Origin of the sequence: Larkinella arboricola, from assembly GCF_003259745.1 — a bacterium.
GTDB classification, from domain to species: Bacteria; Bacteroidota; Bacteroidia; order Cytophagales; family Spirosomataceae; genus Larkinella; species Larkinella arboricola.
Map to the genome: position 1 here is coordinate 1,211,457 of NZ_QLMC01000001.1, position 13,778 is coordinate 1,225,234.

The window sequence follows — 13,778 nt, forward strand, 5'->3', positions numbered from 1 at the left end:
AATACATGGGAATTGTCATTCGTCAAAGCCTGAAAGCCAGCGTCGGTTCGTACATCGGAGTCGGCATCGGGATCATTAACCAGTTGTATGTTTCGCTGGAGTTTCTGGAAGCCGATCAACTGGCCATTTCACGGCTATTGCTGGAAAACAGCATTCTTTTTGCGGCCTTTGCCCACCTGGGAACCCCATTTATTACTGATCGCTTTTTTAGCTATTTTCGGGATGATAAAACCAAAAACAACGGGTTTTTAGGCTTCCTACTCGCTTTTCCGCTCATCGGGATTAGTTTGTTTATAGCCGCCTACCTCGGTTTTGAACAGCAGATTAAAGGCTATTTTGCCGAAAAATCCGCGAAGCTGATCCCGTACCATATTCTGGTCATCCCGTTTACCATTTTCTGGATTTACATTTCCGTTCTGGAAGCCTATTGCCGTAACAACGCCCGCATTGCCATTCCAACCTTTGTCCGCGAAGTTTATCTGAAACTGGCGAACGTGCTGGTGATTCTGATGTTTGGACTGGGCTGGTATAGTTTTGACTGGATGCTGTATCTGGTGATCGGAATTCACGGTTTAGCGGTAGTCATTTTGCTGTTCTATATTTATCAACTGGGCAAGTTTTCGCTACAATTTGATTTTGGTCAGTTAAAAGGCGGTTTGTTTCGGCAGATGCTGTATTTTGGGCTGTTTATTGTCATGGGCGGGGTGGGTACGCAGGTCGTTTATTTTATCGACCGGACCATGCTTTCCGGGGGAAAAGGGCTGGCGAATGCCGCTATTTTTATCATTGCGACGAACATCGCCGGAATTATCGAAATACCGCGAAAAACCATCACACAGATTTCAACTCCGCTGGTTTCCAATTCACTGCGTCAGAACGACATGGCGCACGTTCAGGAGTTGTACCACAAATCGTCGCTCAATCAGTTACTGGCGGGCGGTTTCGTGTTTTTGCTGATCTGGACCAACATCGACGGTATTTTCAGCATCTTGCCGAAGGCCGAAATCTATAGCCAGGGCAAGATGGTGGTGCTGTTGCTGGCGTCGGCGAAACTGTTCGAAATGGCAACCGGCGTAAACGGCGAAATCATCAACTACTCCAGATATTTCCGGTACGCAACCTACCTGATGATTGTGATGGCTTGCCTTGCCATCGGGGCTAATTCCTATTTTATTCCGCGCTACGGCATCAACGGAGCGGCTTTAGCCACCACGATTACGACGTTGATCTTTGCCCTGAGTAAAGTGGGCATGGTCTGGATATTCTTCCGAATTCTACCGTTTACGTTTTCGGGCGTGAAGGCCGTTGCGGTGCTGGCGCTGGTGTACGGCGTGTCGCTGCTGCTGCCCGAGTGGAGCGGGTCGTTGTGGATAACGCTCTTAAGTATCGCGCTACGCTCCCTGATTCTGACGGGGCTGTTTGCGGGGCTGGTGTTGTGGCTGCGGGTGTCGGAGGACGTCAACGGGCTGGCGGGTTCGCTCTGGGGGCAGGTACGGGCGTTCCGGCAGCGATAATTAAAGCCGCATCTCGTACACAAACTTCGGCGTTTCGACCGCGCCCAACTGCCGCTTGAAGCGAATCAATCCCTCGTTCCGAATACCCCGGCTGGTCGAAATACCCAGATCGAGCCACGAAATACCGTGTTGTCGGCAATAGTCATACAGGGATTCGATGAGCAGCACCGACGGGCTAAATTGCTGGTAATCTTCGTGATCGGCGGGCAGGAAGTAGTAGAGAATGTCGGGCGTGACCCGAATTCCAATGCAGGCGGCAATGAGTTGCTCGCCATTTCTGACGGTAAAAACCGGACAAACATCCTTGAAATTGCTTAGTAAGCTGGCAAGATTTTTGCTCTGAATTGTTACAGGCAGGCTTTTTCTATGGCGTGCTTTTTGAATCAGCGTAAATAGTTTGTCAACATCCGGATCTTCCCAAATCTGGGTGGTGAAACCGGCCTGTCGGCATTTTCGCAGCCGTCGGCGCTCTGGAGGATGTACGTGATCGATAAACGGACGGTTATCAACCGGAATATGCTGATTTAGTTCTTCGTAACAGACCGTAAAACCGGCGTTCAGAAGCAGATGACGAAGCCGCTGCGCCTGACTGGGTAAGTAAAAGTCCGGATAATTGACCAGACGAACTCCAAAATTTGGTAACTTTTTATCAGCATCTAGTAACTTTTTACTAGACATTACTACAGCATCAATCAACTGACGGATCGCGGCATCCGGTACGTTTTCCGAAAATTCAACCGACCCGAACGAAGCCGCACACGGGCTTACCACCCAGCCATCGCGGACAAAAAATGCACAGTGGGCGTCGGCCACACCAGTTTCTGCGTTGATCAGAGCCAGATAATGAAGCGGTCGGCAGGGCTGATGGAGCAGATGGCGGGCCTGCAAAAACAGAAAACCGTCGCGGTAAAACGCCGGAAACTGTTCAGAAAGTGGATTTTCGATTGAAAGCAGGGTGTACACGGCGCGTTGAACGTGGGAGAAACGAAGGCCGTTGCAGCACCACGTTGTTATTTCTTTTTTTGCTGTTTTTTAATCCAGCGATCGTGGACCAGTTGAATAATTCCGTCTTTCAGACCGAGATCGGGCACGATGATGGTATCGGCACCGGCCCATTTCATCACCGAAATGTAAATGTCAGCCGCCGGAATAATCACGTCGGCGCGGTCGGCATTCAGGCGCAGCTTGTTGATCCGGTCGTCGAGGCTATATCCCGAAATATAATTCCGCATCCGTTCAATTTCGGCCAGCGTGGTCGTGTCGTCCACCTTTGAGACGAGGTTGAAAATCTTGTTGATGTTACCACCCGTTCCAACGGCTACCAGTTCCTGGGAGTTCTGCACATTTTCCTCCACCCATTCCCGCATCTTGTTCCAGGCACCCTTGGTTTCTTTGCCTTCCAGCAGCCGCACGGAGCCGATTTTGAACGACTTCGAATTAACTTTTTTCCGGTTCAGATACAGGTTCAGTTCCGTACTGCCGCCCCCCACGTCGATGTGCAGAAACTGCCGTTCATCGAGCGCCTGCACCACCACATTGTTGATCAGTTCGGCTTCTTTCTGACCGTCGATGATGGTGATTTCAATGCCGGTCAGCTCCTTGATGCGGGTCGCTACTTTGTGGCCGTTGGCGGCTTCGCGCATGGCAGACGTGGCGCAGGCCATGTAGTCCTCCACTTCGTGCAGTTCCATCAGCAGTTTATAAACCTGCATCAGTTTGTTGGTGCGAACCTCGCTCTCCGGCGTAATCTCGCCAAAATTAAACACATCGTGGCCGAGCCGGAGCGGAAAACGGACGTATTCAACCTTTTTAAAGCTAACCCCGTCGTCGGCGTGTAGAACCGTAGAGATCTGGAGACGGGCCGCGTTGGAACCGATATCGATAGCAGCAACTTTCAAGGTGACGTTGGGAAAAGTGGTTACTGAAACGCCCAAATATAGTCAATTTACGTTCCGTAGACGCAATAAAAGGGCTTTTCTATGGTGTGGCACGTACCGCAAATACCGTGCAGAAATGAAGGGCTCTCTCGTTACCTTTGCCGTGATTTGATCCGGTAGCGGCCTTTTCTTATGACAATACTAGGAATATCAGCTTTTTACCATGATTCGGCTGCGGCTTTGATCGAAGACGGGCGGATTGTGGCGGCTGCGCAGGAGGAGCGATTTACCCGTAAAAAACACGATTCCGGGTTTCCGGCAAATGCCGTCCGGTTCTGCCTGGAATACGGCGGAACGACGCTGAATGCGCTGGATGCGATTGTTTTTTACGACAAACCGCTGCTGAAATTCGAGCGGTTGCTGGAAACCTATTATGCCTTTGCCCCGCGCGGTTTGCGGTCGTTTCTGACGGCCATGCCGGTCTGGCTGAAAGACAAGCTGTTTCTGAAACGGCTGCTCCGCAACGAGTTGAAAAAGCTGGGTTACGATGCCCGCAAACCCGTTAAACTCCTGTTTCCCGAACATCATCTGTCCCACGCGGCCAGCGCGTTTTATCCCTCCGCGTTTGAAAAAGCCGCTATTCTGACCATCGACGGGGTGGGGGAGTGGGCAACGGCTTCCATCGGTTTGGGTCGCGGAAAAGACATAACGGTGTTGAAAGAGCAGCATTTTCCGCACTCGCTGGGCCTGCTGTATTCGGCCTTTACGTATTTTCTGGGTTTTCGGGTCAATTCCGGCGAGTACAAGCTGATGGGACTGGCGCCGTATGGCGATCCCTGTTCACCGGAAGTCGAACGGTATGTGGAGTTGATTAAAACCAGTCTGGTCGAAATGAAGGACGACGGTTCGATCTGGCTCAGTCAGCAGTACTTCGACTACGCGACGGGGCTGCGGATGGTCCACGAAAAAAAGTGGGAAGCCCTGTTTGGCCTGTCCCGGCGAAACCCGGAGGACGAACTGAACGCGGAACACGGCAACCTGGCGCTGGCCATACAGCGCGTAACCGAGGAGGTAGTTTTGAAGATGGCCCGCGAAGCCCGGCGGCTGACCAATACCGACAATCTGGTGCTGGCGGGGGGCGTTGCGCTCAATTGCGTGGCAAACGGAAAGCTGCAAAAAGCCGGTATTTTTGAAAATATTTTTATTCAGCCCGCAGCCGGAGATGCCGGGGGCGCGTTGGGGGCGGCTCTGGCGGCTTACCACATTTATTTCGGCCAGAAACGGGTGATCGATTATCAGGACGATGCGCTGCACGGGTCGTACCTGGGACCGACGTTTTCGGATCTGGAGGTGGAATTGATGGCGAAAAAATACAAAGCCGTTTACGTCCGCTACGACGATTTTGGCGAATTGTGCGAAGAAACCGCCCGTTTGCTGGCCAGTGAACACGTTGTCGGCTGGGTGCAGGGACGGATGGAGTTTGGCCCCCGGGCGCTGGGAAACCGGAGCATTCTGGGCGATCCGCGTAGTGCCGATATGCAGCAAAAACTAAACCTGAAAATCAAATACCGCGAGTCGTTCCGGCCGTTTGCGCCCTCGGTGCTGGCCGACGATTGTGCTGACTATTTCGACTACGGCGGTTGTTCGCCCTACATGCTGCTGGTGCATCCGGTTCGGGAAAACCGTCGAAAATCGTTGCCTGCCGATTATTCCGGTCTTTCCCTGAGGGACAAACTCTATTACCAACGGTCTGATTTGCCAGCGGTTACGCACATTGACTTCTCGGCCCGGCTGCAAACCGTACACCAAACTACGAATCCGCGGTATTGGCAGTTAATTGATGCGTTCAAGAAGCGGACGGGCTGCGGGGTGCTGGTCAACACCAGTTTTAATGTTCGGGGCGAACCCATCATCAACACGCCCGACGATGCTTACCGGTGTTTCATGCGCACGGAAATGGATTATCTGATCGTTGGAAATTACTGGTTTGATAAAAAACAGCAGCCCGACTGGCCGGAAAAGGAGGAATGGAAGAACGAGTTTGTGCTGGATTGACGACCGAACCTATATCGTAACGTATACACAATGAGCACCTTAGATCGCGCAAAGGCCCAGTTGGTAATCGTAACCGGTTTGGTTGTGTTGTATTTTGTGTTTAACTCCGTTTACTGGCTTTATGCAGCTTCTGCCGTGGGGTTGCTGAGCGTGCTGGTTCCGGCGGCCGGGAACGGCATTGCCTGGCTGTGGTTTAAGCTGGCCGAAGGGCTCGGCTTTGTAAACAGCAAAATTATTCTGACGGTTTTATTCGGGCTGGTTCTGGTGCCCATTGCGTGGCTGTACCGACGCACGACCAAAAATCCGCTGGCGATTAAACGGCCTGAAAGTGACTCCCTGTACCACGAACGAGATCATACCTATACCAAAGACGATCTGGAACATACCTGGTAGCGGAATTTTTTGAAGCGCCCGTCTGTTTGCCTCATCAAAACCGGTTTGGCGAAAACCGGTGCTTTTTCTATTTTTGTCAAATGCTTATCGAGAAAGACGGAGGGATTGGACCCAATGAAGTCTTGGCAACCATTCAAACCCCTGAAAAAGGTGCCAAATTCCGCCCCGACGACGGGGACAGATAAGTTGAAAGCCTGCACCCCGCTTCCTTTCTTCGATAAGCTGCGTCCCATAATTTGCACCTATTTCGTTACCGACGGACAATTGGCATTGGTCTGTAACAATAACTGATACACTAACTTGGAAAAAATAACCGACCTCCTTCAACAGCGCATCCTGCTACTGGATGGTGCCATGGGTACCATGATTCAACGCTATAAGCTGGGGGAAGAAGATTACCGGGGCACACGGTTTGCCGACTGGCCGCACGAACTGAAGGGCAACAACGACCTGCTCTCCCTTACGCAGCCGCACATTATCAAGGAAATCCACCGCCAGTACCTCGACGCCGGATCGGATATCATCGAAACCAATACCTTCAGCGGTACGTGGGTGGCGATGGCCGATTACCACATGGAGGAGCTGGTGTATGAACTCAACTACCAGTCGGCGAAAATTGCGAAAGAGGTAGCCGAAGAGGTGACCCGCCTGACGCCCGACAAGCCCCGGTTTGTGGCCGGTGCGATGGGGCCAACCACCCGGCTGGCTTCCATGTCGCCCGACGTAAACAATCCCGGTTACCGGGCCATTACGTTCGATCAGCTGGTGGAAGCGTTTTATACGCAGGTTTCCGGTCTGGTCGAAGGCGGGGCCGACCTGCTGCTGATCGAAACCATCACGGATACGCTCAACGCCAAAGCCGCGCTGTTTGCCATTGACAAATACTTCTCGGACAAAGGCCAGCAGCCGCTGCCGATCATGGTTTCGGGAACCATCACCGACGCGTCGGGCCGTACCCTTTCGGGGCAGACGACGGAAGCGTTTCTGTACTCGGTATCGCATTTGCCGCTGCTCAGCATTGGCCTGAACTGCGCGATGGGCGCCGAACTGTTGCGGCCTTATGTGCAGACGCTGGCGAAAGAATCGCCGTTCTATACCTCGGCGTATCCGAATGCCGGTTTGCCCAACGAAATGGGCGAATACGACCAGTCGCCGGCTGAAATGGCGGCCCAGGTGGAAGGATTTGTACAGGACGGTTTTGTGAACATCGTGGGCGGTTGCTGCGGTTCAACACCGGATCACATCCGGGCGATTGCCCAGGCTGTGGCCAAATACGCGCCCCGCCCGAAACCGCAGCCCGAACCGTACCAGAAACTGAGTGGGCTGGAACCGTTGAAAATTACGGAACTGACCAACTTCGTCAACGTCGGCGAGCGGACGAATGTGACGGGTTCAAAAGCGTTTGCGCGGTTGATTAAAGCCGGTGATTACGATGCGGCCCTGGCCGTGGCCCGCCAGCAGGTGGAGAACGGTGCGCAGGTAATCGACATCAACATGGACGAGGGAATGCTGGATTCGGTAGAGGTGATGACTACCTTCCTGAACCTGATTGCCTCCGAACCGGACATTGCCCGCGTGCCCATCATGATCGACTCCTCGAAGTGGGAGGTGATTGAAGCCGGTCTGAAATGTGTGCAGGGGAAAGCTATCGTCAACTCGATTTCGCTGAAAGAAGGTGAGGAAGCGTTCATTGAACGGGCCAAACTGATTAAACGCTACGGGGCCGCTGCTGTGGTGATGGCGTTCGACGAAACCGGTCAGGCCGACAACTACGAACGGCGGATCGAAATTTGCGAACGGGCGTACCGGATTCTGGTCGATAAGGTCGGTTTTTCGGCGCAGGACATCATTTTCGACCCCAACATCCTGACCGTTGCGACCGGTATTGAAGAACACAACAACTACGCCGTTGACTTCATCAATGCCACTCGCTGGATTAAGGAAAACCTGCCGCTGGCGAAGGTGAGCGGTGGGGTGTCCAACATTTCGTTCTCGTTCCGGGGCAACGAAGTAGTGCGGGAAGCCATGCACTCGGTATTCCTGTACTACGCCATCAAAGCCGGTATGGACATGGGCATCGTGAATGCCGGTCAGCTGGCGGTGTACGACGAGATTCCGAAAGACCTGCTCGAATACTGCGAAGACGTAATCCTGAACCGTCGTCCCGACGCTACGGAGCGGTTGGTCGAGTTTGCCGAAACCGTTAAAGCGAAAGGCAAAGCCGTGGTGCAGGACGAAAGCTGGCGGCTGGAACCCGTGGCCGAACGGCTGAAACACGCGCTGGTTCGCGGGATTACCGAGTACATTGATCAGGATACCGAAGAAGCCCGGCAGCAGTTTGAGCGCCCGATTGAGGTCATTGAAGGGCCGCTGATGGACGGTATGAACGTGGTAGGCGACCTGTTCGGTGAGGGAAAAATGTTTCTGCCGCAGGTGGTGAAGTCGGCGCGGGTGATGAAAAAAGCCGTGGCTTATCTGCTGCCGTTTATCGAAGCCAGCAAGCAGGAAGGCGCCAGAGCCGCCGGAAAAATTCTGATGGCAACCGTCAAAGGCGATGTGCACGACATTGGTAAAAATATTGTCGGCGTTGTGCTGGGCTGTAACAACTACGAAATCATTGACCTGGGCGTGATGGTGCCGACCCAGAAAATTCTGGAGGAAGCCAAAAAACATAACGTCGATATTATTGGCCTGAGCGGTTTGATTACGCCCTCGCTCGACGAAATGGTGGGCGTGGCAAAAGAAATGGAGCGGCAGGGCTTCAAATTGCCGTTGCTGATCGGTGGGGCCACCACCTCCCGGATTCACACCGCCGTCAAGATTGATCCGCATTATTCGGGGCCGGTGATTCACGTATTGGACGCCAGCCGGAGCGTGCCCGTGGCCGGACGGCTTACCAGCGAGCAGGAAAGCACCCGCGAGCAGGTTTTTCAGGAAATCAAAGCCGAATACGTCAAACTACGCGCGGATCATGCGAAACGGAAGCAGGACAAAAATTACCTGACCATCGACGCGGCCCGCAAAAACAAAACCGCTATTGACTGGTCGGCCTTTGAGCCAGTAAAACCGCAATTCCTGGGCAACCGGTATTTTCCGGATTATTCCCTGAAAGAAATTGCAGAATACATCGACTGGACGCCATTTTTCCAGACGTGGCAGTTGCACGGCAAATACCCGATGATTTTTGACGACGCCGTGGTGGGTCAGGAAGCAAAGCGGTTGTACGATGATGCCAACCGGCTGTTGCAGCGCGTTATTGACGAAAAGCTCCTGAAAGCGAAAGCCGTGGTTGGGTTTTTTCCGGCCAACTCGGCGGAAGATGATATTCTGTTGCACGAGTTTGAAGAAATTGCCCGCGAGGTTCCCTGTGAGCGGCACGGTTCGCATACCCATATTGAATACAAACTGAGCCATCTGGCGGAGGCTAAAGCCGAACAGAAATCCGTCGGTGAGCTGATGTACGATACCAAAACCGTGTTGCACTTCCTGCGGCAGCAAAACCAGAAAGCGCCGGGTCTGCCCAATTTCTGCCTGTCGGATTTTGTGGCACCGCTGGAAACGGGTCATACGGATTACATCGGCGGTTTTGCCGTGACAGCCGGAATCGGTATTGAAAAACTGATCGAGGAGTTCGAGAAAGACCACGACGATTACAACAGCATCATGATCAAGGCCATTGCCGACCGGCTGGCCGAAGCCTTTGCCGAACTGATGCACAAGCGGGTGCGGACGGAGTTCTGGCCGTATGCAACCGGCGAAAGCCTGACCAACGAGGAACTGATCAAGGAAGTATACCAGGGCATTCGTCCGGCACCGGGCTATCCGGCCTGTCCCGATCATACCGAAAAAGCCACGTTGTTCGAACTGCTGAATGCGGGCGAGATTGGCATCGAACTAACGGAAAGTTTTGCGATGTACCCGGCTTCGTCGGTAAGCGGTTTTTATTTCTCACACCCGGCTTCACGGTATTTTGCGGTTGGGAAAATCAATAAGGATCAGGTGCTTAACTACGCCCAGCGCAAAAACATGAGCGTGGAGGAAGTGGAGCGCTGGTTGTCGCCGGTGCTGTCGTACGACGCCTAATACTAGCATTATACAACGCTGGAATAGTTTATCAGTAACAGCAAAAAATAAAAACTTTCTTATGAAAGTTTTTATTTTTTGTAGGATATATTGGAATCTTTTATATATTTGCTGGAGACGAATCAATTCACAATTTAGCTTTTCAGCCAATGGAACCATCAGGCAACGAATTTTTGCGGGGAACCCTCAAAACAATCGTGTTGAAACTGCTGACTGAGCGGGGCCGGATGTATGGTTATGAAATCACACAGTCCGTTAAGGAACGTACGCAGGGGGAGGTCATTCTCACCTTTGGGGCGTTATATCCGGTTTTGCATAAATTGCAACAGGAGGGTTTATTAATTACGGAATCCGTAGAAGTAGATGGGCGACTGCGCAAATACTATACGCTAACTCCGCGTGGCAACGAAGCTGCTATTCAGAAAGTCTCTGATTTTGAGCGGTTTGTTGAAGTGATGAAACACCTCCTCCAACCCGCACCGGCTTTGTCGCTGGGGCAGTAACATCCCGAATGACTAACTTCTAAATCGGCTAGAAACATGGAAAAGCTCAGCCCGCAGCAAATAGACACGTTACACCGTCACCTGCTTCGGAACGGCACCGACGAAGCCTTGCTTGAAGAACTCCTCGATCACCTGGCTTGTGAGGTGGAGCACTACATGTGGATCGGCCTTCCGTTTGAAACGGCGCTGGAAAAAGTACAGCTTGAAGCCAGCCCCAAGGCTTTTAAGTACCTGCGCAAAACGTATCAGATTGAGTTGACGCTCTCCGAAAAGCAACTCCAGCAGGCGGATTTGGACGACATTGTGTTCCAGTTTCGAAACAAAGCCTACGGAGCCTACGATCTGCGGCAGGAATACCGGTATTCGCTGCTGATGGCGATGTTAATGACGGTCGGGCTGGTCATGATGATGATGTCGCTGCTGGCGAGTTTCAGCGCCGGAAAATGGAATTACCTGAGCGTTTGGGGCGCAATCTGGACGGCGGGTTTGATTTGCTTCTCCTACGCCCTTGGCACCTGCGTTCGCCAGAATATTCAGCAGAAATACCGGATTGCCCGGTAACTTACCCCTATTAACAGTGAGGCTTCACAAAAGGAATGCCTCACTGTTAATAGGGGTAACTATTTATTCGCTTCGCAAACTCGTTACGGGGTTCACCAAAGCGGCTTTGATTGTGTGAATGCTAACCGTTGCCAGCGCAATCAGGATGGCGGCCAGCCCCACTCCAAGGAAAACCCAGAGGCTGATCTCGATGCGTTGCAGGTAATTGTCCAGCCACGTATTCATCAGAAACCAGGCTATCGGCAGGGCAATCAGTAAGGCCAGAACCACCAGTTTGACAAAGTCCCGCGAGAGCACCAGGATGATGTTGCCGATGCTGGCCCCCATCACTTTCCGAATGCCAATTTCCTTGGTCCGCTGTTTAATCATCATCAGGGCAACGGCAAACAGCCCCAGGCAGGACAGTAAAACCGCAATGCCCGACGCCAGGCTGCAAATCTGGGCCATCCGTTCCTCGTTCTGATACCAGGCATCGACGTTTTCGTCCAGAAACGAAGCGATAAATTCCGACTGGGGGGCTATTTGCTGCCAGACGGCTTTCAGCTTTTCCATTGAACCCGCCAGCGTTTGCGGAGCGACCCGCACAAAAATGTAGTGAATAGGCTCCGAATGGGAAATATGCATGGTAATGGGCCGGGATTTATCCGCCAGTGAATACAGGTAAAAGTCCGGAACAACCCCGATAATCTGCGATTTTGTGCCCGAAGAATCGGTATCGTCGCCCAGCAACTGGCCCACCGGATTGGTTTCTCCCAGCATTTTCGCCATACTTTCCGTCACGATCACCCGGTTAACGGAATCCATTGAATAAGCCCGGTCAAAATCCCGTCCGGCTACCACGTTCATACCGAGGGTTTTGAGGTAGTCGTAATCCACCAGCAGCCAGTCGGTTGCGATGTTTTTGCCTTTGTAGGTAAAACCCAATACCGATCTCGAACTGACGCGATCCTGCCCCCGGCCAATGTTGACGCTTGTGCCCGTCACGGCCACTACCGACGGGTCTGTTGCCAGTTGGCTCCGCAACCGTCCGAGTACCTGCCGACCGTCCACCTGATTCCCCACCGGGATGCTAATCACCTGCTCTTTGTCAAAACCGAGTGGTCGGCTGCGCAGAAAATCAACCTGTTGCGCGGCAATGATCGTACAACAGGCCAGCAGACAGGCCATCGAAAACTGTGTTACAATCAGCGAGTTTCGTAAAACACCGGGGCGCTTCAGGGAAAGTTTGCCTTTCAGGACTTCCACCGTGTTAAACTTTGCCATTTGCCAGGCCGGATAACCACCCGCGATGAGCGTTACCAGCACAAACACACCGACAATCAATCCAATAAAACCCGGTTGAAGCATAGAGGACAGTTTCAGCCGTGCATCAAACGTGGCATTGAACTGCGGCAGCAGCAGGTACGCGAGCAGCACGCCAGCGCCAAAACCGATCAGGCAAATAACGGTCGATTCGCCCCAGATCTGGACAAAAAGCTGGTTTTTGAGCGCGCCCAGCGACTTGCGCACGCCCACTTCCCGGGCGCGGGTGAACGACCGGGCGATGCTCAGGTTGATGAAATTGATGCAGGCAATCAGCAGAATAAAAAGGCCAATGCCGAGCAGGATGTATACGATGGCGATTGGCGTGCCTTTACCACCGTCTATCTCCCGGTCAAAATGAACGTTCGAAAGTTTTTGCAACCGCACGGCAAAGAGATCGCCCGCCGGGTCGGGCTGGGCTCCCTTCTTTTTAAGTTCGGCCAGCGTTCCGGGAAAATACTTTTGGGCGAACGGTTTCAACCGGCTCTCCAGCGTAGCCTGATCAACCCGGGGTGACAATTTGATAAAAACCGGGTGGGAACCAGCGCTCCAGTTATCTTTGTCGCTCTGGTAATTAGGGGTGTTTTCAATTCGAATCAGCGCATCGTACTGGATGGACGAGTTGTTGGGGGCATCGCTCAGAATACCGGTTACGACGTATTGTTTCCGATCGCTGCCGCTGCCTACCCGCACGGCTTTCCCGACAACGTCAGTGGAGCCAAAGACGGTCCGGGCCATGTTTTCGCTGATTACAATGCTGCTCAGGTTACGCAGGGCCAATTCCCGGCTGCCTTTGAGCAAGGGAAACGAAAAGATAGTGAGAAAATCCGGATCGGTATGCACCACCAGTTTGTCAAAATACTTCCCATTTACTTCCACCAGACTTTTGCGGCCCGTCAGAATTCGGGCTGCGGCTTCCACTTCCGGATAATCGGCTTTTAAGGCCGGTGTAAAAGGAAGGGGCATTCCTCCGCTGCGGACGGCTTTTTCCGGATCATTTGAGAAAAAATACGTCTGAAAAATCCGGTCCCCGTCCTGGTGAAACGAATCATACGTCAGTTGCAGGTAGGCCGTCAGGAAAAGGAAAACGCAGATACAGAAAGCCACGGAGAGGCCCACGACATTGATGGCCGCATAGCCCCGGCTTTTCCAAAGGCTGCGGAAAGCAATTTTAAAGTAATTACGAAGCATGTCCGGATGCAGAAAAAACGGTTGGGAATAATCGTTCGCGGGGTAAACGGGTTTTCGGGTTGCGGACTGGGTCAGGCTGGCAGCCTGGCGTTTCAGAAAATAGGGGCGGCAGAATTTAATGACCTCCAGCCCGTAAAGCCGACGCGCTTTTGCCGTCCCGAATTCGGCTGCCTGATCGGCAAACTGCTCGTGCAGGTCACCCAGCAGTTCTTCCAGTAAATAAGGTGGACACAGCGCGCCCAGCAGGCGGTCGGCCCAGGCTGGGGGCGTCGGCGGATTTTGATGTGGCTTTTTCATGG

The 13,778-nt window shown here is 52.8% G+C and carries 9 protein-coding genes and 1 riboswitch; of the genes, 6 read left to right on the plus strand and 3 right to left on the minus strand.

Annotation, left to right across the window (positions count from 1 at the left end; genetic code table 11):
- Positions 1–5 precede the first annotated feature (5 nt).
- A complete protein-coding gene (locus tag LX87_RS04830) occupies positions 6–1,514 on the plus strand; it encodes a lipopolysaccharide biosynthesis protein (protein ID WP_111627011.1) in 1,509 nt (502 codons plus the stop codon).
- Here LX87_RS04830 and LX87_RS04835 read toward each other — a convergent pair whose 3' ends face one another.
- Both LX87_RS04835 and LX87_RS04840 read right to left on the minus strand, forming a co-directional pair.
- Complete coding sequence (locus LX87_RS04835; RefSeq protein WP_111627012.1) at positions 1,515–2,477, minus strand: GNAT family N-acetyltransferase; 963 nt, start codon at positions 2,475–2,477, stop codon at positions 1,515–1,517.
- Between the two features lie 47 nt (positions 2,478–2,524).
- Positions 2,525–3,412 carry a Ppx/GppA phosphatase family protein gene (locus LX87_RS04840; protein WP_111627013.1) on the minus strand — a complete coding sequence of 296 codons (888 nt, stop codon included), beginning with the start codon at positions 3,410–3,412 and terminating at the stop codon, positions 2,525–2,527.
- Between the two features lie 171 nt (positions 3,413–3,583).
- Between LX87_RS04840 and LX87_RS04845 the strand changes: the two genes are divergently transcribed.
- The 5 genes from LX87_RS04845 (at position 3,584) to LX87_RS04865 (ending at position 10,986) form a co-directional block, all read left to right on the plus strand.
- A complete protein-coding gene (locus LX87_RS04845) occupies positions 3,584–5,446 on the plus strand; it encodes a carbamoyltransferase family protein (RefSeq protein ID WP_111627014.1) in 1,863 nt (620 codons plus the stop codon).
- 30 nt (positions 5,447–5,476) lie between these two features.
- Positions 5,477–5,839, plus strand: coding sequence for an SxtJ family membrane protein (locus LX87_RS04850; protein WP_111627015.1), 363 nt, complete (start codon positions 5,477–5,479; stop codon positions 5,837–5,839).
- Between the two features lie 81 nt (positions 5,840–5,920).
- Positions 5,921–6,027, plus strand: a riboswitch (SAM riboswitch).
- A gap of 166 nt (positions 6,028–6,193) precedes the next feature.
- On the plus strand, positions 6,194–9,922 hold the full coding sequence (gene metH / locus LX87_RS04855; protein WP_374755113.1) for a methionine synthase: 3,729 nt from the start codon (positions 6,194–6,196) through the stop codon (positions 9,920–9,922).
- A 149-nt stretch (positions 9,923–10,071) separates the two neighbouring features.
- Positions 10,072–10,425 (plus strand): PadR family transcriptional regulator, encoded by a 354-nt coding sequence (locus LX87_RS04860; RefSeq protein WP_111627017.1) that lies wholly within the window; start codon positions 10,072–10,074, stop codon positions 10,423–10,425.
- Positions 10,426–10,461: 36 nt separating this feature from the next.
- Entirely contained in the window at positions 10,462–10,986 is a 525-nt protein-coding gene (locus LX87_RS04865) for a hypothetical protein (protein WP_111627018.1), read from the plus strand.
- 63 nt (positions 10,987–11,049) lie between these two features.
- On the opposite strand, the gene LX87_RS04870 is transcribed toward LX87_RS04865, so the two are convergent.
- Positions 11,050–13,776: an FtsX-like permease family protein gene (locus LX87_RS04870; protein WP_229310545.1), complete on the minus strand. Its 2,727-nt coding sequence runs from the start codon at positions 13,774–13,776 to the stop codon at positions 11,050–11,052.
- Between the last annotated feature and the right edge of the window lie 2 nt (positions 13,777–13,778).